This is a genomic window from Rhizobium sp. R86522, assembly GCF_042466255.1.
Classification (GTDB): domain Bacteria; phylum Pseudomonadota; class Alphaproteobacteria; order Rhizobiales; family Rhizobiaceae; genus Allorhizobium.
The window spans coordinates 3,778,621-3,798,701 of record NZ_JAXHBX010000001.1 but is presented as its reverse complement, the minus strand read 5'-3'; the positions used below and the strand labels follow the sequence as shown (position 1 = coordinate 3,798,701).

The following is a 20,081-nucleotide window of genomic DNA, read 5'->3' as shown; positions in this document are numbered from 1 at the left end:
TTTGAAAGGATCCGCCAACATGGCTTCCCGTCTTCTATTGTCTGCCACGCTCTTTGCTTCGGTCTTCTCCGCCTCCTCGGCATTTGCCTATCCTGTCACGGTCAAGAGCTGCGATCGCGAGGTCACGTTTGACGCACCTCCGGCGCGCGCGGTCTCCAACGACGTCAACCTGACCGAGATGATGCTGGCCTTGAAGCTGCAGGACCGCATGGTCGGCTACACCGGGATCTCCGGCTGGAAGACGCTGGATGCGGGGCTTCGGGAAGGCGTGAAGGAAATGCCGGAGCTTTCGCCGAAATACCCGACCAAGGAAGTGCTGCTGAACGCCGATGCCGATTTCTATTTTGCCGGCTGGAACTACGGCATGAAGGTCGGCGGCGAGGTGACGCCCGAAACGCTCGAGCCCTTCAAGATCAAGGTCTATGAACTCACCGAATCCTGCATCCATATCATGGCGAAGAACAAGCCGACGATGGACGACATGTTCATCGACCTGCTGAACCTCGGCAAGATCTTCGACGTCGAGGACCGCGCCGAGGCCCTGGTCGCCGGCTACCGCAAGCAACTGGACGAAATCACAACCCGCATCGGAGGCATCGAAAAGCCGGTCCGCGTCTTTGTCTATGATTCCGGCACCGAAAAGCCGTTCACCTCGGGTCGCTTCGGCATTCCGACCGCGATGATCGAAGCCGCAGGCGGCGTGAACATCATGGAAGACGTTGAAAAGAGCTGGACGGAAGTGTCTTGGGAGCCGGTCATCGAGCGCAATCCGGAAGTCGTCGTCATCGTCAACTACGGCGATGTAACGGCCGAACAGAAGATCGCTTTCATGAAGGAAAACCCGGCCTTCAAGAATCTCGATGCCGTCAAGCAGGATCGCTTTGTGGTCCTGGAATATGTTGAGGCAACACCTGGACCGCGCAATATCCAGGCAATCGAGCGGCTCGCGAACACCTTCCATCCGCGCAACATGTAATCCTCAAGGCGGGACCGCGAACCGGTCCCGCCCAGTACGAAATTCAAGGCAGAATGATGCACGGTCGCATGTTTCTCTGGATGGGTCTGGCTATCGTGCTGCTGGCCCTCTGCCTCACCGCTGGCGTGTCCCTGGGTTCGGCTCCCATTCCGGTCAGCACTGTCTGGTCGATCGTGGCCAACAAACTCGCACCCGGTACATTTGAAGTGACATGGTCGCCCGGTCGCGAGAGCATCGTCTGGGACGTTCGCTTCCCGCGCGTCATCCTGGCTGGCCTCGTCGGAGCCGGACTCGCGACGGTCGGAGCCGTCCTGCAGGCCGTGACTCGCAATCCACTGGCCGATCCGCATCTGCTCGGCGTCTCATCCGGCGGTGCCCTGGGTGCGATTATCGCCCTTCTCCACACCGGCCTTGTCTTCGGCCTGGTCACCGTACCGCTCTTTGCCTTCGGCGGTTCCTTGGCTGCAACGCTCGCGGTCGTCACCGTGACGCGCTTCACCGGCGCGGGCGCCGATCGTCTCGTATTGACCGGTGTGGCCATCGCTTTCGTGGCGACCTCGCTCGGAAATCTTGCGATCTTCCTCGGCGATCCGCGCGCCGCTCACACGGTGGTCTTCTGGATGTTGGGAGGGCTCGGCCTCGCCCAATGGTCGCATCTTCTCTATCCAGTGGCGGTACTTTCAGTTTGCCTCGTCTTCCTTGTCGTTCGCGCCCGGGAAATCAACGCCATGGCCATGGGCGACGAGACGGCGGCGACGCTCGGCATTCCCGTCGCCCGATTCCGCGCGGAGCTTTTTGTGATCACCGCGCTTCTGACTGGTGTGATGGTCGCCTTTTCGGGTGCCATCGGCTTTGTGGGCCTGCTGGTTCCGCATTTTGTCCGCCTGACCGCCGGCAGCGACAATACCAGGGTCATTCCCCTTTCGGCATTGGCCGGTGCCGTCATCCTTATTCTGGCCGATATCGTTTCGCGCACGATCATGGCGCCCGAGGATGTCCCGATCGGGGTGATTACCGGCCTAGCAGGCGGGCTCGCTTTCATTCTTCTCCTGCGACGGCGATAGTTGGAGCCTGCCTATTGCCCCTGTTTCGTTTTTGCCTAGACTGAAGAAAAAACGAAATAAGGGGAGGGGGCGGCATGATGTTCTCCGCGAGACAGGCCGAGATCATGACTCTGGCCAAGGAGCAGGGCCGCGTTCTGGTGGACGAGCTCGCCGCTCGCTTCGCGGTCACGCCGCAAACGATTCGCAAGGATCTGAACGACCTGTGCGACGCACGCGCGCTTAACCGTATTCACGGCGGTGCCGTCTTCCCGAGCGGAAACGAAAACGTCAAATACGAGGCGCGCCGTTCGATGGCGGCCGGGGAGAAGCAGGCGATAGGCCGTGCCGCCGCCAACCTGATCCCGGACAACTCCTCCCTGTTCATCAACATCGGCACCACGACGGAAGCCGTGGGCGAAGCGCTTGTTGACCACAGGGAATTGATGGTCATCACCAACAATATCAATGTTGCCAATCGCTTGCGTGTCTATCCCTCGATCGAGGTGGTGATCGCCGGCGGTGTGGTTCGTGGTTCGGACGGCGGTATCGTCGGCGAGGCGGCCGTGGATTTCATCCGTCAGTTCAAGGTGGATTTCGCAGTTATCGGCGTCTCGGCGATCGACGAAGATGGTGCACTGCTCGATTTCGATTTCCGCGAAGTGAAAGTCGCCCAGGCCATCATCGCCAACGCGCGGCATGTCATTCTGGTCTCGGACTCATCAAAATTCGAGCGCACCGCGCCGGTCCGCATCGGGCATATTTCGCAAGTTCAAACCTTTATCACCGACAATTGTCCGTCCAGCAGCATCCGGGACATTTGCGCCGAGCGCGATGTCAGGATCATCGAAACCGCACCGGTCGACCGCGATCTAGCGGCGGAATAACTTTCGTTTGACATTCGTTTAAATTTCGAAAAAGATAGATGGACTTTCGCAATAGCAGTAAATGCTGCAGGTGCGAACATGCGGAGGAACGATGTCGGGGCAGCCAATATACGATCTCTTTGTGATCGGCGGCGGGATCAACGGGACTGGGATCGCGCGCGACGCGGCCGGCCGTGGTTACTCCGTTGCCTTGGCTGAAATGAACGATTTCGCCTCCGGCACCTCCTCGGGCGCAACGAAGCTCATCCATGGTGGTCTTCGGTATCTCGAGCATTACGAGTTTCGCCTGGTCCGCGAAGCGCTCATGGAGCGCGAAGTCCTCTGGGCCATGGCGCCGCATGTGATCTGGCCTTTGCGGTTCGTTTTGCCCTTCCAGAAGGGCGGCATTCGCCCTGCCTGGCTCATTCGCCTAGGCCTTTTCCTGTACGATAATCTCGGTGGCCGAAAGCTGCTTCCGCCGACCAAGACGCTCGATCTGCGCCGCGATCCGGCCGGAAAGCCTTTGAAGCCGGTCTTCTCCAAGGCTTTCGAATATTCCGACGGCTGGGTCGATGACGCGCGCATGGTCGTTCTCAATGCCCGCGATGCACAGATCCGCGGCGCAACGATCCTGAGCCGTAACCGTGTTGTCTCGGCCCATCGCGAAGACGGCCACTGGGTTGTCACGACAAAGTCGCAGCGCGACGGCTCCGTCGTCACTCACAAGGCCCGGATGCTGGTCAACGCGGCCGGCCCTTGGGTCGATCAGGTTTTGGCCGGTGCCTTCGGGCGCAACAATGTGCACAATGTCCGTCTCGTCCAGGGCAGCCACATCGTGGTTCGCAAGAAGTTCACCGATCCACGCGCCTACTTCTTCCAGAACCCCGACAACCGCATCATATTCGCCATCCCCTATGAGGGTGAATTCACCCTGATCGGCACGACGGACCGGGATTTCACCGAAGACCCGAAGGACGTTCGCATCAGCCCCGAAGAGGTGAACTATCTCTGCGATGCGGCAAGCGAATATTTCCAGGAACCGGTACGCCCAGACGACATCGTCTGGAGCTATTCGGCCGTGCGTCCTCTTTTCGATGACGGCGCCTCGAAGGCTCAGGAGGCGACGCGCGATTACGTGCTGAAGGTTGAGGGTAATAGCGGCGACGCCCCCTTGCTCAATGTCTTCGGCGGCAAGCTTACCACCTATCGTCGTCTGGCCGAACATGCGCTGGAAAAGATCGGTGAAGCGATCGGCGAAAAAGGCGCCTCTTGGACGGCGGGTAGCCGTCTGCCGGGTGGCGATTTCTCGGCCACGGCCTTCGAGCCGACGGTCGACGGACTAATCAAAGCCTATCCCTTCCTGGATCGCATGCATGCCGAGCGCCTGATTCGCTGCTACGGCACAGATTCAAGAGCGATCCTCGGCAAGGCGAAGAGCGCGGCCGATCTCGGGCGCCATTTCGGCGGCACGCTGTACGAGGTCGAAGTTCGCTGGCTGGTGGAGACGGAGTGGGCGGTCACGGCCGAAGACGTGCTGTGGCGCCGGACGAAACAGGGACTATTCCTGACGCCGGAGGAGGCGAAGGGGCTGGATGCCTATTTGGGGATGCTGGCGGCGGCCTGATCGCCCATCCTGATGAAGACCGACGGTTTGGAGGAGGCCCGAGGGCATATGTTGGAACTGCGTAAAGTCTCGAAAATGGCGGGAGGTGAATATCACATTCACCCGACCGATCTGACATTGCAGCGGGGTACGCTCAATGTCCTGCTCGGGCCCACCCTTTCGGGCAAGACTTCCCTGATGCGCCTGATGGCAGGCCTCGACAAGCCGACTTCCGGAACCGTCCATTTCGACGGCAAGGATGTCACCGGCATGGCGGTCCAGAAGCGCAATGTCGCGATGGTCTACCAGCAGTTCATCAATTATCCGGCTTTGACGGTCTACGAAAACATCGCCTCGCCGATGCGGGTCGCCGGCAAGGATGCGGCCACAATCGATCGCGAGGTTCGCAAGGCTGCCGATCTCTTGCGTCTGACGCCCTATCTCGATCGCACACCGCTCAATCTGTCCGGTGGACAGCAGCAGCGTACGGCGCTGGCCCGCGCCATCGTCAAGAACGCCACCCTTGTGCTGCTGGACGAACCGCTCGCCAACCTCGACTACAAGCTGCGCGAGGAACTGCGCGAAGAGCTCCCGAAGATCTTCGCCGAATCCGGTGCGATTTTCGTCTACGCGACAACCGAACCATCTGAAGCTTTGCTGCTCGGCGGCAACACCGCGACCCTGTCAGAAGGCCGGATTACCCAGTTCGGTCAGACGATCGACGTCTATCGCCGCCCCCTGGACCTCCTGGCCGCCAAAACTTTCGCCGATCCGCCGCTCAACACCATCGCGCTCGTCAAGCGGGGCGCAAGTTTCGAGCTGAACGGTCAGCCAGTTCTCGCGGTACCGGCCCATCTGGCGTCGATCGCGGACGGCCCCGTAACGGTCGCCTTCCACCCACATCATCTGTCGCTCACCGCTCTGCCTGGCGCCATGCCGATGCGCTCGCGGACGCTGGTTTCTGAAATCGCAGGCTCGGAGAGCTTCATCCATGTCGAATACGGCACCGCCCGCTGGGTGTGCCTGGCCCATGGCATCCACGACATCGATCCCGATCGCGAGATCGATGTCTTCATCGATACCCGTCACCTGATGGCGTTCGGCGCCGACGGCAAGGCGCTCGGCGCGCCGGCCGAAATGGCCGCGTGAGGAGCAACGTCATGGCACGCATCAATCTCGACCATATCCGCCACGCCTACACCCCGGCCGCCCGCGCAGCCGGCGATTATGCCCTAAAGGAAGTCCACCACGAATGGGACGATGGCGGCGCCTATGCGCTGCTTGGGCCCTCGGGCTGCGGCAAGACCACCTTGCTCAACATCATCTCGGGCCTGTTGCATCCGTCCGACGGCCGGATCGAATTCGACGGCGTTGACGTCACCAATCTGCCGACGGCCGCACGCAACATCGCCCAGGTCTTCCAGTTCCCGGTCGTCTACGACACCATGACGGTTTACGACAATCTGGCCTTTCCGCTGCGCAACCGCCATGTCCCGGAAGATCAGGTCAACAAGCGGGTCAACGAGATCCTCGACATGATCGACCTGCAGCCCATGGCCCGCAAACAGGCGCAAGGCCTGACGGCGGACCAGAAGCAGAAGATCTCGCTCGGCCGTGGCCTCGTCCGCTCCGACGTTAACGCGATCCTCTTCGACGAGCCGCTGACGGTCATCGATCCGCACATGAAGTGGGTCCTGCGCTCGCAACTCAAGCGCCTGCACCGCCAGTCGGGTTTCACCATGGTTTACGTCACCCATGACCAGACCGAGGCGCTCACCTTCGCCGACAAGGTCGTCGTCATGTATGACGGTCAGATCGTCCAGATCGGCACGCCGGCCGAACTCTTCGAGCGGCCGAGCCACACCTTCGTCGGCTATTTCATCGGTTCTCCTGGTATGAATGTCATGCCGGCAAAGGTGAGCGGCGCAACCGCCATGATTGGCGATCAGGCGATCAACCTGCCGGGCGCACCGAAGCTCTCCGGTCAGAGCAAGATCGAGCTCGGTGTCCGGCCTGAATTCATCCGCCTCGGACGGGAAGGCATGCCGATCTCCATCGACAAGGTCGAGGACATCGGTCGACAGAAGATCGTGCGCGCCCGCTTTGCCGGCCAGTCAATGTCTGTCGTTGTGCCCGAAGATGCAGATATTCCCGCCGATCCCCGCATCACATTCGTCCCCGAAGGTCTCGGCATCTTCGCCGATTCCTGGCGCGTAGGCATGGAGGGCTGACCCATGGAAAAAACCTGGAACAACAAGGCCTGGTTCATGGTCGTCCCGGTCCTGGTGCTGGTGGCCTTCTCGGCCGTCATCCCGCTGATGACCGTCGTCAACTATTCCGTCCAGGATACATTCGGCAACAACCAGTTCTTCTGGGCCGGTACCGACTGGTTTTCCGACATCCTGTCGTCGGACCGTTTCTGGGATGCGCTCGGACGCAACCTGATCTTCTCCATGATCATTCTTGCGATCCAGGTGCCGCTTGGCATCTTTATCGCGCTCAACATGCCGAAAACCGGACTAGGCGTTCCGGTCTGCCTCGTGCTGATGGCGCTGCCGCTGCTTATTCCGTGGAATGTCGTCGGCACCATCTGGCAGGTCTTCGGTCGCGTCGACATCGGTCTTCTCGGCTATTCGCTGAACGCCCTGGGCTTCGACTATAACTACACCCAGAACCCGATCCACGCCTGGGTCACCATCATCGTGATGGATGTCTGGCACTGGACGAGCCTTGTCGTGCTGCTCTGCTATGCCGGCCTCGTCTCGATCCCGGATGCCTATTACCAGGCCGCCAAGATCGATGGCGCATCGCGCTGGTCCGTGTTCCGCTTCATTCAGCTTCCGAAGATGAAGCGCGTGCTTCTGATCGCCGTGCTGCTGCGCTTCATGGACAGTTTCATGATCTATACCGAGCCCTTCGTCCTGACCGGCGGCGGCCCCGGCAATTCGACCACCTTCCTGTCGATCGACCTCGTCAAGATGGCGGTCGGCCAGTTCGACCTCGGCCCGGCGGCGGCCATGTCGATCATCTACTTCCTGATCATCCTGGCTCTGTCCTGGGTTTTCTACACCGTCATGACCAACAGTGACGCGAAGGGCTGAGGGAGATACCGATGAAAAGCACTGATAACCGCACCGGTCTCGGCTTCCTGGTTCCGACGATTTACATCATCTTCCTGCTGCTGCCGATCTACTGGCTCGTCAACATGAGCTTCAAAACGAATGCGGAGATCACGGGCGCCTTCTCGCTCTGGCCCGTCAATCCGACACTTGCCAACTACGCGGTGATCTTCACCGATCCGTCGTGGTACAAGGGCTACATCAACTCGATCATCTATGTGTGCCTGAACACCGTGATCGCGGTTGCCGTCGCGCTGCCGGCAGCCTATGCTTTCTCGCGTTACAGGTTCCTCGGTGACAAGCATCTGTTCTTCTGGCTGCTGACAAACCGCATGGCACCGCCGGCTGTCTTCGCGCTGCCCTTCTTTCAGCTCTATTCCGCCTTCGGCCTGATCGACACGCATATCGCCGTCGCCATTGCACACTGCCTTTTCAACGTGCCGCTCGCCGTGTGGATCCTGGAAGGCTTCATGTCGGGCGTGCCGAAGGAAATCGACGAGACGGCCTATATCGACGGATATTCCTTCCCGAAGTTCTTCGTGAAGATCTTCATGCCGCTAATCGCATCCGGCATCGGTGTCGCCGCCTTCTTCTGCTTCATGTTCTCCTGGGTGGAGCTCCTGATCGCTCGCACGCTGACGACGACGGATGCCAAGCCGATCGCAGCGATCATGACGCGCACGGTCTCGGCCTCGGGCATGGACTGGGGTGTGCTCGCAGCAGCCGGGGTACTGACGATCATACCCGGGGCGCTCGTCATTTATTTCGTTCGCAATTACATCGCCAAGGGCTTTGCCCTGGGCCGGGTCTGAGGAGGGTTCGATGGATTTCACTTGGATGGCATGGACCACGCCGACCGCGATCTTCTTCATCGTGATTCTGTGCCTGATCCTGTCGATGGCGGTCTGGGAATATCTGTCCCCGGGCGGCAATCCGCGAACCGGCATTCTACGCTTCGAGACGACCCGCGGTGACCGCCTTTTCGTGTCGCTGCTCGGGTCGGCTTTCATCAATCTCGCTTGGCTCGGTCTCGTTGGACCGAACCTGTGGTGGGCTCTTGCTCTGTCCGTGGTCTACGCCATCGGCGTTTTCCGCTACGTCTAGAGCAGAAAAGACGGGATGGCGGCGGGAGGTCGCCATTCTCGAGACTGCAAACCGAATGCAATCGCAACCTTAGGGAGGACATAATGCGAAAGCACCTTTTGACGACGACGGCCGCCATGCTTCTTGCCATGACGGGTGTCGCATTCGCCGATATGGAAGCGGCGAAGAAGTTCCTGGACGCCGAAGTCGGCGACATGTCGGCACTCGATCGTGCCACACAGGAAGCCGAGATGCAGTGGTTCATCGATGCCGCGAAGCCTTTCGCCGGCATGGAGATCAAGGTCGTCTCCGAAACCATCACCACGCATGAATATGAATCGAAGGTCCTCGCTCCGGCCTTCACCGCCATCACCGGCATCAAGGTCACCCATGACCTGATCGGCGAAGGCGACGTCGTTGAAAAGCTGCAGACGCAGATGCAGTCGGGCGAGAACATCTATGACGCCTACATCAACGACTCCGACCTGATCGGCACCCATTGGCGCTATCAGCAGGTTCGCAACCTGACCGACTGGATGGCGAACGAAGGCAAGGACGTCACCAGCCCGACCCTCGACATCGACGACTTCATCGGCAAGTCCTTCACGACCGCTCCTGACGGCAAGCTCTATCAGCTGCCGACCCAGCAGTTCGCCAACCTCTACTTCTTCCGCTACGACTGGTTCAACGACGAGAAGAACAAGGCCGACTTCAAGGCAAAGTACGGCTACGACCTCGGCGTTCCGGTCAACTGGTCGGCTTATGAGGACATCGCTGAATTCTTCACCGGTCGCGAAATCGACGGCAAGAAGGTCTTCGGCCACATGGACTACGGCAAGAAGGACCCGTCGCTCGGCTGGCGCTTTACCGACGCCTGGCTCTCCATGGCCGGCAACGGCGACAAGGGCATCCCGAACGGTCTTCCCGTCGACGAATGGGGCATCAAGGTCGACGAAAACTCGCGCCCGGTCGGCTCTTGCGTCGCCCGTGGTGGTGACACCAACGGCCCGGCCTCCGTCTACGCCATCGAGAAGTATCTCGAGTGGATGAAGAAGTACGCCCCTCCGGCCGCCCAGGGCATGACCTTCTCCGAATCCGGTCCGGTGCCGTCGCAGGGTGAAATCGCCCAGCAGATGTTCACCTACACCGCCTTCACCGCCGACTTCGTCAAGGAAGGCCTGCCGGTCGTCAACGCGGACGGCACGCCGAAGTGGCGCTTTGCTCCGAGCCCGCATGGCGTCTACTGGAAGGACGGCATGAAGCTCGGCTATCAGGATGCCGGTTCCTGGACCCTGATGACCTCGACCCCCGTCGATCGCGCCCAGGCGGCCTGGCTTTATGCCCAGTTCGTCACCTCGAAGACCGTCGACGTGAAGAAGAGCCATGTCGGCCTGACCTTCATCCGTCAGTCGACGCTTGACCATCCGTCCTTCACCGAGCGCGCTCCGAAGCTTGGTGGTCTGGTCGAATTCTACCGCTCGCCGGCTCGCCTGCAGTGGTCGCCGACTGGCACCAACGTTCCTGACTATCCGAAGCTGGCTCAGCTCTGGTGGCAGGCAATCGGTGATGCTTCTTCCGGTGCAAAGACTGCGCAGGAAGCCATGGACTCGCTCTGCGCCGAGCAGGAAAAGGTCCTTGAGCGTCTCGAACGCGCTGGCGTCCAGGGCGATATCGGTCCGAAGCTCGCCGAGGAAAAGACCCTCGAAGAGTGGAACGCCGATGCCGTTGCCAAGGGCAATATCGCGCCACAGCTGAAGATCGAGAACGAAAAAGAACAGCCGATGACGGTCAACTACGACGAGCTCGTCAAGAGCTGGCAGTAACGACCGGCGATCGCCGCTGAATTGACAATCGCCGGGGCGCAAACTACGCCCCGGCTTCTTCACTTAAGGAGTTTCAGCCTGATGAGCGGTTACATTCTGGCCATCGACCAGGGAACGACCTCGACCCGCTCGATGATCTTCGATCACGAGATGCATATTGTCGGCGTCGCCCAGCAGGAGTTCACCCAGCATTTCCCCGATTCCGGCTGGGTCGAGCATGATGCGGACGAGATCTGGCAGAGCGTGCTGGCGACCATCGAGAAGGCACTCTCTGCCGCCAAGATCAAGATCGGCGATGTTACCGCGATCGGCATCACCAACCAGCGCGAAACCGTCGTTGTCTGGGACCGCGAGACCGGCCAGCCGGTCCACCGTGCCATTGTCTGGCAGGACCGCCGCACGGCCCGTTTCTGCGACGAACTGAAACATAAGGGCCTGGAACCGCTCTTCACCGAAAAGACCGGCCTGCTACTCGATCCCTATTTCTCAGGCACCAAGCTCTCCTGGCTCTTGAAGAATGCCGACGGCCTGAAGGCCCGCGCCGAAAATGGCGAGATCTGCTTCGGCACGGTCGATAGCTGGCTCATCTACAAGCTGACCGGCGGCAAGGTTCATGCGACCGACGCGACCAATGCCTCGCGCACGCTGATCTATGACATCGGCGAAAACCGCTTTGACGACGAACTCCTTGCGATCCTCGAAATCCCGCGCGCCATGCTGCCGGAGGTCAAGGATTGCGCCGACGATTTCGGCATCACCGATGCGTCCGTGCTAGGTGCCGAAATCCCGATCCTCGGCGTCGCCGGCGACCAGCAGGCCGCCGTCATCGGCAATGCCTGTTTCGAGCCCGGTATGATGAAATCGACCTATGGCACGGGCTGCTTCGCACTCCTGAACACCGGCCGCGATCGCGTCGCTTCCTCGAACCGGTTGCTCACCACCATCGCCTATCGCATGAATGGCGAAACCACTTACGCTCTTGAGGGCTCGATCTTCATCGCCGGTGCCGCCGTCCAGTGGCTTCGCGACCAGATGGGCTTTGTGAAGGTCGCCTCGGAGACGGATGCGCTCGCGAGCAAGGCCGACCCGCATCAGCGCGTCTATCTTGTACCGGCCTTCACCGGGCTTGGCGCACCCCATTGGGATGCCGATGCCCGTGGCGCCATCTTCGGATTGACCCGTGGAACGGGCCCAGCGGAATTCGCTCGCGCCGTACTCGAAAGCGTCGCCTACCAGACCCATGATCTCCTGGAAGCCATGAAGAAGGATTGGAACGGCAGCGCATCGAAGACGGTGCTCCGCGTCGATGGTGGCATGGTCGCCTCCGACTGGACGATGCAGCGGCTGGCCGACATCCTGGCCGCCCCCGTCGATCGTCCCGTCGTGCTGGAAACCACGGTCCTCGGCGCCGCCTGGCTCGCAGGATCCCGCGCCGGCCTCTGGCCCGACCAGAAGGGCTTCGCCGCGACCTGGAAGCGCGACCGCCGTTTCGAACCGGGCATGAATGTGACCGAACGGGAAGCAGCTATTGCCGGCTGGCAGGACAGCGTGTCCCGTTGCCTGACCACGCGCTAACCGACTAGGCGATCAGCGCGACCAGGGTCTCCAACCGGTCGGCGTCCTTCGGAAGCTTGTCCTGACGGAGACGCGCGATGCGAGGAAACCGCATCGCGACTCCCGACTTGTGCCGCGTCGAGCGAGCAAGCCCCTCGAAGGCCACCTCGACGACAAAGCCATGCTCGGGTTCTGCCCTCAGGCTGCGAACCGGGCCGAAGCGCTCCACCGTATTGTTGCGCACAAACCGGTCGAGCACCTCAAGCTCCTCGTCGGTGAAGCCAAAGTAAGCCTTGCCCACCGGCACCAGCACATCCCCTTCGCCGGGGATCGCCGTCCAGACCCCGAAGGTGAAGTCCGAATAGTAGCTGGACCGTTTGCCGTGCCCGCGCTGCGCATACATCAGCACGGCATCGGCATTCATCGGGTCCCGTTTCCACTTGAACCAGGGCCCCTTGGCCCGCCCGGCCTGGTAACTGCTGTCCAGCCGCTTCAGCATCACCCCTTCGATCACCGGATCGGGTGGGTCAGCGCGCAACTGCTCCAGCTCCTCCCAGGTCGAGAAGGAAACGAGCGGCGACAGATCGAACCGCCGTGGCTCCTGCCGCTCGACAAGCGCGCTTAGCCGCTCACGGCGTGTGAGGAAAGCCTCGGACCGAACGTCTGCCTCACCATCGAACAGGATGTCGTAAGCGCGGATGAAGACCGGATACTCTTCCAGCATCTTGGCCGTCACCGTCTTGCGATTGAGCCGCTGCTGGAGATCCGAAAAGGTCCGCGTCGGCGCATTGCTGCGCGAGGTGCCACCGACCAGCAGTTCTCCGTCGATCACGCCCTCGAACCGCGCTGCGTCGACGATATCGGGGAAGGCACCGGAAATATCGTCGCCGGAGCGCGAATAGAGCCGGCTTCTCCCGCCGGAGCAGGAAAGCTGCACGCGGATACCATCCCACTTCCATTCCGCGGCGAAATCCTTCGGATCGAGATTGGGGAGATCCCTGTCTTCGATCGGCGTCGACAGCATCACCGAATGGAAGATCGCCGGCGTCGACAGAACTGGCTTTTCGACCCGGTTCTCCAGCCAGGCGAACAGTTCGGTATAAGGCGGCTTCAGCCCATGCCAGAGGCTCTCGATGTCGACGACATCCTTGTCGCCATAGAGCGCCAGCGCCTGCTTGGTGAGCCTAGCGGAGACACCGATTCGAAGCCCCCCGGTGACGAGCTTGATCAGCGCGAACCGCTCCGACGTATCGAGCCGGTCAAAGAGGTCGCGCATGACGGAGCGCGTTTCGTTGCGCCCGAGCCGCTGAAGCCGTTCGACGATCTTTGACAGGCTTTCGAGATCTTTCTCGCCTTCGGCCTCAAGCGTCTGCGGCTCCCAGACTAGCGAAATGGTTTCTGCCAGATCGCCGACATAGTCATAGGAATATTGAAACAGGATCGGGTCCATCCGCTCCAGGACCAATTCTTTCAGCAGCGCCGGCTTCACGCCCTTGATGTCGAGCCCATCAGTGAGCGCGGCCAGCGCATAGCCGCGATCCGGATCAGGCGTCTGCCGGAAATAGTCGATGAGCAGCGTCAGCTTGCCGTTGCGGCTGGGGGTCAGCACGAGGCGATCGAGGAGGCGAGCAAAGGCCTTCATGTCAGTCTCCCTCGTCTTCGTAGCCGACGAGGTGCAGTGGCCGAGCCTTGATACCCTCAAGTTCGCACCAACGCACCAGCGCTTCCTCGCGCCCATGGGTGACCCAGACCTCCTGGGGCCCGACCTCGCGGATCGTGTCCAGCAGTTCCGGCCAGTCGCAGTGGTCGGAGATGACGAGCGGCAGTTCCACGCCGCGCTGCTTGGCTCTCTGGCGCACCATCATCCAGCCGGACGCAAAGATCGCGAGGGGTTCCTCGAAGCGCCGTGCCCAGCGGTCGTTGAAGGCGGAGGGCGGACCGATCACCACGGCGCCCTTGAAGGCGCCAGACTTCTTGTCCTCGGTCGTCGCCGGGCGAAGCTCGCCAAGCTCCACGCCCTGTTCGGTGTAATAGTCGCAGAGCCGCGCCATCGAACCGTGAATGTAGATCGGCTTTTCATAGCCACCCCGCCGAATGAGCGAGATCACCCGTTGGGCCTTTCCCAGCGCATAGGCGCCGATCAAGTGGCTGCGTTCCGGAAATTGCTGCAGAGAGGTCAGCAGTTTCTGGATCTCCAGCCGCGGATCGGGGTGGTGGAACACCGGCAGACCGAAGGTTGCTTCGGTAATGAACACGTCGCAGGGCACCGGCTCGAAGCTGGCGCAAGTCGGATCTGCACCACGCTTGTAGTCGCCGGAAACCACGATCCTAGTCCCCTGCGCTTCGATCTCGATTTGTGCGGAGCCGAGCACATGGCCTGCCGGATGAAAGCGGACGGTAACGCCGTTGACCGATATCGTCTCTCCGAAGGTCGCACTCTGTGAGGTGCTGCAAAAGTCCTCGCCGTAGCGTATCGCCATGATGTCGAGTGTCTGGCGCGTGGCGAGCACATGGGCGTGCCCCGAACGGGCATGATCCGAATGTCCATGAGTGATCAGCGCCCGGTCAACTGGCCGGACCGGGTCGACATAAAAGTCGCCGAGCGGGCAGTAAAGCCCGCCCGGCGTTGGGTGAAGGAGAAGGTCCGGCTTGATCATGCCGTGAACATAGGGCGCCCGAAGACGCCCTTCCAGCACTCACTGCGTAAAGCGCGAAACGGCGAGATAACCTGCAGCGCAAGCGGTTGCCGAGAGAAATGCACCCCACGCCATATCAACGAGACTGACCTGCAGCGACCAGCCCTTCAGCGTGGCGAGATTGGTCATGTCGTAGGTGCCGTAGGCCAGAAGTCCAAGGAGCGCCCCGTTGAACAATGCGGTGACGATGCTTCCGGCGGACACGGCCGGCATGACCGCAAAATAGACAAGTCCGACCACGTAGAAGAGATAGAAAATCCCGGCGGCAGCAAAATTTGGGGTCGCCAGCAGCAGGCTGCCGATATGCTCGCGGTAAAAACCTATCGCAATCCGCGTCAGCCAGAGATAGTCGATGGCGAAGAAAACAACGGCCGTGGAGATGTAGGCGATCACGTAAGGCATTTGTCTTCCCTCTCGACCGGGCGCCTGCCCGGCCTCCCATCAAATTCCAAGAACCGGCTGAACCAGGCGGACCAGAAGGCTCTTGAACTTCAGCGGTGCGTCGGTCACGGCGAGACAGATGCAATCCTCGTCCGGTGTCGCCACCGGCTGATGCGTCAGCGTCTCGTCGGCTTCCTCGATGTCCCCGCGTTTGAATACGGTCGCACCGTCGGTGAACGCGCCTTTGAGCACCAGCGTCAATTCGCGGCCGCCATGCGAGTGCTCCGGAACCGGCTTGCCGGCCGGAATCTTCAAGAGGCGAACCTGGCTCTCAGTATCTCTCGTCTTGATCGGGATATGATAGGCGCCGCGGCCGAGTGCCTTCCATTTCAAGGCCTCGACGTCGCCGCCAAGATAGGAGCGCAGCGGCTCAGGCAAAACCGGAAGATCGGTCGGAGTGGCAACCGGCTTTGCCGCGGCGAGCCGCGACGTGCCCTGCGACTTGAGCTTTGCCTTCATTGACGACCAGCTGTCTGACGCTGGCGTCTCTTCGGCGGTCACCTCGGTCGCCTCGAGCAATTGACCGCCGGTATGCTCCATGAAGGAGAGCCTGTTGCGGCAGGACGGGCAAAGCGCCAGATGTGTCGCAACGGCAATGCTCCAGCCCTCGGCCAGATTTCCGGTCGCATAATCGAGCAGAAGCTCGTCGCTGATGTGATGTTGGACGTGGAGGGTCATGCCCGCTCCTCCAATGCTGCGCGCAGCTTCGCGAAAGCGAGGCGGATACGTGATTTCACGGTCCCCATCGGCAGTCCGAGTTCGGCTGCGATCGTGCTGTGGGATGCTTCTCTGTAGAATGACATTTTGAGGAGTTCGAGCTGTTCGGGTGGTAGGGTTTCCATGGCGCGCCGAAGGCGATCAGCCTCCTGCTTGCCTTCGAATTCGACATCGGCCGGTGGTACGTCATCCGGTACGAAGGCCGGATCAGACGGGTCAAAGGTCGGACGCCTCTCGCGACGGAATGCGTCGATGCGTTGGTTACGGGCGATGGTGAAGATCCAGCTTGAGACATTTCCCCTTGTTGGGTCGAACTGCTCGGCCTTGTTCCAGACCGCAAGCATCGTCTCTTGCATCAGCTCTTCGGCCGCCTGTCCGTCACGGGCAAGCTTCGCCATATAGGCACGCACCTTCGGACCATAAAACTTGAAAATCGTCTCGAAGGCTTCGATGTCTCTATCGCGGCCGACGGCGGCCAAAAGCTGCGAGAAGTTACGCTGGTCCAGTTCTTCCACCGACTCGGTCATCGAAACGCTTTTTTTCCCTCGTTTGAGCGGCGCAACGACCTTTTGCCGTGCAATTCGCCCGGGGTCATTGTGGCACGCATCTGCCGAGATGTGTATCGCGTTCATCATGCAGCGGTCTACGGCGCGGTTCTCGGCTCGGATCACTGCCTGTGAATTTATTCGCTGCGATCAATCCATTGAGATTTGCTTTGCGTAATCAGCGACAAACAGTTTGAATTGAAGATGTGGCAAAGGGCGGGAAATGGACACTGGTATGACGAAGGCCGCATCCGGCGGTAAACGCAGGATCGCGGTCATCGGATCGGGGATTTCGGGCCTCTCATCCGCCTGGCTGCTGTCAAAGAGCGCCGATGTCGTTCTTTACGAAACCGAGAGCCGCCCGGGCGGCCATTCGAATACGGTGATCGCCCCCGGCGCCCAGAAAGACATCCCCGTCGACACCGGTTTTATCGTTTACAACGACCGGAACTACCCCAATCTCGTGAAGCTTTTCGAGCATCTCGATGTGCCAACCCTGCCGTCGAACATGTCTTTTGCCGCTTCTCTCGGCGGTGGCGCCTTCGAATATTCGGGTTCGGGGCTCTCGGGGCTCTTGGGGCAGAAGTCGAACATTCTGCGTCCGCGCTTCTGGCGCATGGTGAAGGACGTTCTTCGCTTCTACAAGGAAGCCCCCGGCCTTCTTGAGCGCCGTGAACTCGAAGGCGTGTCGCTCGGCGACTACCTCGCATCCGCCGATTATTCGCCTTCCTTCATCGAGGATCATCTCTTGCCGATGGGCGCTGCGATCTGGTCGACCACGGCGTCGGAGATGCGGCTTTATCCGCTGCATGCCTTCATCCGCTTCTTCGCAAACCATGGATTGCTGGTTCTCAAGGATCGGCCGCAATGGCGCACGGTCAAGGGCGGCAGCCGCGAATATGTGGCCCGTATCCTGGCCGACTTCCGCGGGGAAGTGCGCCTCGGCACGGCCGTGACGGGTGTCCGCCGTGGTATTGCCGGCGTTCAGGTGACCGATAGACATGGTGGCGTAGAGGTCTTTGATGACGTCGTTCTCGCCACCCACGCAAACCAGAGCATCGATCTCCTGGAAGACGCGGACAGCGAAGAGATCGAGATCCTCGAGTCCTTCCAGTATACGCCCAATCTCGCCGTGCTGCATTCGGACGAGACTTTGATGCCGAAGCGAAAGTCGGTCTGGTCCAGCTGGAACTATGTGGCGGAGAAACAGGCAGACTCGAGCGAAACCCTTTGCGTCACCTACTGGATGAACAAGCTGCAGTCGCTGGATAAGGCAACGCCTCTCTTCGTCACCCTCAATCCCTGCCGCCCGATCGATCCGTCCAAGATCATCAAGACTTTCAACTATGAACACCCGCTCTTCGATGTCGCCGCAATTCGCGCCCAGCGCCGTATCTGGCAGCTTCAGGGCCGCCGCAACACATGGTTCTGCGGTGCATATTTCGGTAGCGGGTTCCATGAGGATGGCCTGCAGGCGGGGCTTGCCGTCGCCGAAGCTCTCGGCGGTGTCCGTCGTCCATGGTCGGTCGAAAACGAATCGGGTCGCATCGTCATCGGTCGCCAGCTCGAGGCGGCGGAATGAAGTTGAACTCCGCAATCTATGCCGGGCATGTGCTGCATGCCCGCAGCCGGCCCAAGAAGCACAGCCTGCGCTATAGCGTGTTTTCGCTCCTGGTCGACCTCGATGAGATCAACCAGTTGAACGAAGGCCTGCGCCTATTCGGCTACAACAGGGCGGCGCTCTATTCGGTGCATGACGCGGACCATGGCAATGGTCGCACCGGCGAACTGAGAGCCTGGGTTGAAGAGCGCCTGGCCGCGGCCGGCGTGGAGGTCGATGGCATAAAGATCCACATGCTCTGCTATCCCCGGATCTTCGGCTATGTCTTCAATCCGATCACGGTGTTTTTCTGCTATCGCGCCGAAGGTGAGCTTGCCGCAGTCCTCTACGAGGTCTGCAACACCTTCAACGAGCGCCACACCTATGTGATCCCGGTCGAGGCTGAAGAGAACGGCATCCTGCGCCATCGTTGCGCAAAGGAGATGTATGTCTCGCCATTCATGCCCATGAACTGCGAATACAATTTCCGTATCAGCCCGCCGGATGATGATGTGGCCATCAACATCGGCGAGAGTGATCCGGAAGGGCCACTTTTGTTTGCAACTTTTTCCGGCCGGCGCCGTCCTTTGTCAGACAAAGGTTTGTTGCACATGTTGCTGAAGTATCCTTTGATGACCCTTAAAGTGATGGGGGGCATTCACTGGGAGGCGCTGAAGCTTTGGTGGAAGGGCGTACCCATCTACCGACATAAGCCAGCAGCAGCCAGAATAGCGTCTACGATCGTCGTGCAGAATGGGATGAATAAGTCATGAGTCACGCTGAGCAGGAAATGCACCCTGTGGTTAGCTCTCTCACATTCTGGCAGCGCCTGATGTGCCGCTGGGCCGACCGGATCGCCGTGGGCCGCCTGACACTTCAGTTCGAAGGCTATGGTGAACATGTCGCGATCGGTGCAAACCCGGGCCCGAATGCCGTATTGTGTGTCCGCAATGCGAGCCCGGTCTTTCGCCTCTTGACCAGCGGGACCCTTGGATTTGCCCAGGCCTATATGGACGGAGATCTGGATTCTCCTGATATTGGCGCGGTGCTCGAACTGGCGCTGGCCAACGAAGCGCAGCTCGGGCGAGTTCTGTCCTCCTCGTCCATCTTCATGACGCTCGCCCGCTTGCGTCACAAGCTGCGCCGCAATTCGAAGAAGGGTAGCCGGCGAAATATCGCTTATCACTACGATCTCGGCAATGCGTTCTACGGCCTCTGGCTGGACCGCACCATGACCTATTCCTCCGCGCTCTACAGCGCACCCAGCATGAGCCTTGCCGATGCGCAGGAGGCGAAGTACGCCCGCATCGTCGACGAGCTGAAGATCGGTCCCGAGGATCATGTTCTGGAAATCGGCTGTGGTTGGGGCGGCTTCGCCGAACATGCGATCCGCAAGACCGGCTGCAGGGTCACCGGGCTGACGCTGTCGACCGAGCAGGCGAAATTCGCCCGCGAGCGGCTCGATAAGGCCGGTTTCGCCGACAGGGTCGACATCAGGCTCGAGGACTACCGCGATTGTCGCGGGCAATACGACAAGATCGTTTCGATCGAGATGTTCGAGGCGGTGGGTGAAGAAAACTGGCCGGTCTATTTCAAGGCCGTTCAGAACCTGCTGGTCGAAGGCGGGCAGGCGCTGATCCAGACCATCACCATCGATGAGAGCCGCTTCGACTACTACCGCCGCAGCGCTGATTTCATCCAGACCTATATCTTCCCCGGCGGCATGCTGCCCTCGGTGACCGTTTTCGAGCGGGACGCTGAGGCTGCAGGCCTGAAGGTCGGCGATCGCTTCCGCTTCGGCCGCGATTACGACCGCACGCTCATCGCCTGGGACCATGCCTTCACGGCCAACTGGCAGAAGATCGAGCCCCTCGGCTTCGATCGCCGCTTCTACCGCATGTGGCGTCTCTACCTGCACTATTGCGCTGTCGGCTTCCGCTTCGGTCGCATCGACGTCGTGCAGTTCAGGCTGGACAAGCCAGCCTGAACGTCAGGTTTTTCAGATTTGCAGTTTGTGC

At 60.5% G+C, this 20,081-nt stretch carries 19 protein-coding genes; 14 read left to right on the top strand and 5 right to left on the bottom strand.

All coding sequences use genetic code 11. From position 1 onward, the window contains the following. Positions 1 to 19: 19 nt before the first annotated feature. The 11 genes from SJY08_RS18435 (at position 20) to glpK (ending at position 12,085) form a co-directional block, all read left to right on the top strand. The gene (locus tag SJY08_RS18435) at positions 20 to 976 is read left to right on the top strand and encodes an ABC transporter substrate-binding protein (RefSeq protein WP_377277452.1); all 957 of its coding nucleotides are present in this window, start codon (positions 20 to 22) and stop codon (positions 974 to 976) included. A 68-nt stretch (positions 977 to 1,044) separates the two neighbouring features. Further along, complete coding sequence (locus SJY08_RS18430) at positions 1,045 to 2,040, top strand: FecCD family ABC transporter permease (protein ID WP_377277450.1); 996 nt, start codon at positions 1,045 to 1,047, stop codon at positions 2,038 to 2,040. Between the two features lie 74 nt (positions 2,041 to 2,114). Next, the gene (locus SJY08_RS18425; RefSeq protein WP_069042646.1) at positions 2,115 to 2,903 is read left to right on the top strand and encodes a DeoR/GlpR family DNA-binding transcription regulator; all 789 of its coding nucleotides are present in this window, start codon (positions 2,115 to 2,117) and stop codon (positions 2,901 to 2,903) included. 91 nt (positions 2,904 to 2,994) lie between these two features. Then, entirely contained in the window at positions 2,995 to 4,506 is a 1,512-nt protein-coding gene (gene glpD, locus SJY08_RS18420; RefSeq protein WP_377277448.1) for a glycerol-3-phosphate dehydrogenase, read from the top strand. A gap of 48 nt (positions 4,507 to 4,554) precedes the next feature. Further along, positions 4,555 to 5,634 carry an ABC transporter ATP-binding protein gene (locus SJY08_RS18415; protein ID WP_069043977.1) on the top strand — a complete coding sequence of 360 codons (1,080 nt, stop codon included), beginning with the start codon at positions 4,555 to 4,557 and terminating at the stop codon, positions 5,632 to 5,634. Between the two features lie 11 nt (positions 5,635 to 5,645). After that, on the top strand, positions 5,646 to 6,716 hold the full coding sequence (locus SJY08_RS18410; RefSeq protein ID WP_377277445.1) for an ABC transporter ATP-binding protein: 1,071 nt from the start codon (positions 5,646 to 5,648) through the stop codon (positions 6,714 to 6,716). Between the two features lie 3 nt (positions 6,717 to 6,719). Continuing rightward, positions 6,720 to 7,586, top strand: coding sequence for a carbohydrate ABC transporter permease (locus SJY08_RS18405; RefSeq protein WP_147887230.1), 867 nt, complete (start codon positions 6,720 to 6,722; stop codon positions 7,584 to 7,586). 11 nt (positions 7,587 to 7,597) lie between these two features. Further along, positions 7,598 to 8,416 carry a carbohydrate ABC transporter permease gene (locus SJY08_RS18400; protein WP_054149357.1) on the top strand — a complete coding sequence of 273 codons (819 nt, stop codon included), beginning with the start codon at positions 7,598 to 7,600 and terminating at the stop codon, positions 8,414 to 8,416. 10 nt (positions 8,417 to 8,426) lie between these two features. Next, positions 8,427 to 8,708, top strand: coding sequence for a DUF2160 domain-containing protein (locus SJY08_RS18395; protein WP_054149358.1), 282 nt, complete (start codon positions 8,427 to 8,429; stop codon positions 8,706 to 8,708). Between the two features lie 83 nt (positions 8,709 to 8,791). After that, positions 8,792 to 10,510 (top strand): ABC transporter substrate-binding protein, encoded by a 1,719-nt coding sequence (locus SJY08_RS18390; RefSeq protein ID WP_054149359.1) that lies wholly within the window; start codon positions 8,792 to 8,794, stop codon positions 10,508 to 10,510. Positions 10,511 to 10,591: 81 nt separating this feature from the next. Continuing rightward, positions 10,592 to 12,085, top strand: coding sequence for a glycerol kinase GlpK (gene glpK, locus SJY08_RS18385; RefSeq protein WP_377277441.1), 1,494 nt, complete (start codon positions 10,592 to 10,594; stop codon positions 12,083 to 12,085). Positions 12,086 to 12,089: 4 nt separating this feature from the next. Here glpK and SJY08_RS18380 read toward each other — a convergent pair whose 3' ends face one another. From SJY08_RS18380 to SJY08_RS18360, 5 genes are read right to left on the bottom strand one after another with little or no spacing between them, the layout of a single operon-like run. Beyond that, the gene (locus tag SJY08_RS18380) at positions 12,090 to 13,706 is read right to left on the bottom strand and encodes a cisplatin damage response ATP-dependent DNA ligase (protein WP_377277439.1); all 1,617 of its coding nucleotides are present in this window, start codon (positions 13,704 to 13,706) and stop codon (positions 12,090 to 12,092) included. A 1-nt stretch (position 13,707) separates the two neighbouring features. After that, positions 13,708 to 14,718 (bottom strand): ligase-associated DNA damage response exonuclease, encoded by a 1,011-nt coding sequence (locus SJY08_RS18375; protein WP_377278661.1) that lies wholly within the window; start codon positions 14,716 to 14,718, stop codon positions 13,708 to 13,710. Between the two features lie 42 nt (positions 14,719 to 14,760). Further along, complete coding sequence (locus SJY08_RS18370) at positions 14,761 to 15,162, bottom strand: DUF2177 family protein (RefSeq protein WP_054149362.1); 402 nt, start codon at positions 15,160 to 15,162, stop codon at positions 14,761 to 14,763. 39 nt (positions 15,163 to 15,201) lie between these two features. After that, entirely contained in the window at positions 15,202 to 15,879 is a 678-nt protein-coding gene (locus SJY08_RS18365; RefSeq protein ID WP_153763363.1) for a ChrR family anti-sigma-E factor, read from the bottom strand. Beyond that, positions 15,876 to 16,445 (bottom strand): sigma-70 family RNA polymerase sigma factor, encoded by a 570-nt coding sequence (locus SJY08_RS18360; protein ID WP_006725285.1) that lies wholly within the window; start codon positions 16,443 to 16,445, stop codon positions 15,876 to 15,878. The genes SJY08_RS18365 and SJY08_RS18360 overlap by 4 nt, the downstream gene beginning before the upstream one ends. Before the next feature lie 253 nt (positions 16,446 to 16,698). Here SJY08_RS18360 and SJY08_RS18355 point away from each other — a divergent pair, with 253 nt between their 5' ends. From SJY08_RS18355 to SJY08_RS18345, 3 genes are read left to right on the top strand one after another with little or no spacing between them, the layout of a single operon-like run. Then, positions 16,699 to 18,045: an NAD(P)/FAD-dependent oxidoreductase gene (locus SJY08_RS18355; RefSeq protein WP_377277436.1), complete on the top strand. Its 1,347-nt coding sequence runs from the start codon at positions 16,699 to 16,701 to the stop codon at positions 18,043 to 18,045. Continuing rightward, complete coding sequence (locus SJY08_RS18350) at positions 18,042 to 18,836, top strand: DUF1365 domain-containing protein (RefSeq protein ID WP_054149365.1); 795 nt, start codon at positions 18,042 to 18,044, stop codon at positions 18,834 to 18,836. Before SJY08_RS18355 ends, SJY08_RS18350 begins: the two co-directional genes overlap by 4 nt. Next, complete coding sequence (locus tag SJY08_RS18345; RefSeq protein WP_377277434.1) at positions 18,833 to 20,050, top strand: class I SAM-dependent methyltransferase; 1,218 nt, start codon at positions 18,833 to 18,835, stop codon at positions 20,048 to 20,050. Before SJY08_RS18350 ends, SJY08_RS18345 begins: the two co-directional genes overlap by 4 nt. Positions 20,051 to 20,081 lie beyond the last annotated feature (31 nt).

Bases quoted from the DNA above. Each gene is read 5' to 3' on its own strand.
- SJY08_RS18435 (WP_377277452.1), top strand. From the start codon at position 20: ATGGCTTCCCGTCTTCTATTGTCTGCCACGCTCTTTGCTTCGGTCTTC.
- SJY08_RS18430 (WP_377277450.1), top strand. From the start codon at position 1,045: ATGTTTCTCTGGATGGGTCTGGCTATCGTGCTGCTGGCCCTCTGCCTC.
- SJY08_RS18425 (WP_069042646.1), top strand. From the start codon at position 2,115: ATGATGTTCTCCGCGAGACAGGCCGAGATCATGACTCTGGCCAAGGAG.
- glpD (WP_377277448.1), top strand. From the start codon at position 2,995: ATGTCGGGGCAGCCAATATACGATCTCTTTGTGATCGGCGGCGGGATC.
- SJY08_RS18415 (WP_069043977.1), top strand. From the start codon at position 4,555: ATGTTGGAACTGCGTAAAGTCTCGAAAATGGCGGGAGGTGAATATCAC.
- SJY08_RS18410 (WP_377277445.1), top strand. From the start codon at position 5,646: ATGGCACGCATCAATCTCGACCATATCCGCCACGCCTACACCCCGGCC.
- SJY08_RS18405 (WP_147887230.1), top strand. From the start codon at position 6,720: ATGGAAAAAACCTGGAACAACAAGGCCTGGTTCATGGTCGTCCCGGTC.
- SJY08_RS18400 (WP_054149357.1), top strand. From the start codon at position 7,598: ATGAAAAGCACTGATAACCGCACCGGTCTCGGCTTCCTGGTTCCGACG.
- SJY08_RS18395 (WP_054149358.1), top strand. From the start codon at position 8,427: ATGGATTTCACTTGGATGGCATGGACCACGCCGACCGCGATCTTCTTC.
- SJY08_RS18390 (WP_054149359.1), top strand. From the start codon at position 8,792: ATGCGAAAGCACCTTTTGACGACGACGGCCGCCATGCTTCTTGCCATG.
- glpK (WP_377277441.1), top strand. From the start codon at position 10,592: ATGAGCGGTTACATTCTGGCCATCGACCAGGGAACGACCTCGACCCGC.
- SJY08_RS18380 (WP_377277439.1), bottom strand. From the start codon at position 13,706: ATGAAGGCCTTTGCTCGCCTCCTCGATCGCCTCGTGCTGACCCCCAGC.
- SJY08_RS18370 (WP_054149362.1), bottom strand. From the start codon at position 15,162: ATGCCTTACGTGATCGCCTACATCTCCACGGCCGTTGTTTTCTTCGCC.
- SJY08_RS18365 (WP_153763363.1), bottom strand. From the start codon at position 15,879: ATGACCCTCCACGTCCAACATCACATCAGCGACGAGCTTCTGCTCGAT.
- SJY08_RS18360 (WP_006725285.1), bottom strand. From the start codon at position 16,445: ATGACCGAGTCGGTGGAAGAACTGGACCAGCGTAACTTCTCGCAGCTT.
- SJY08_RS18355 (WP_377277436.1), top strand. From the start codon at position 16,699: ATGACGAAGGCCGCATCCGGCGGTAAACGCAGGATCGCGGTCATCGGA.
- SJY08_RS18350 (WP_054149365.1), top strand. From the start codon at position 18,042: ATGAAGTTGAACTCCGCAATCTATGCCGGGCATGTGCTGCATGCCCGC.
- SJY08_RS18345 (WP_377277434.1), top strand. From the start codon at position 18,833: ATGAGTCACGCTGAGCAGGAAATGCACCCTGTGGTTAGCTCTCTCACA.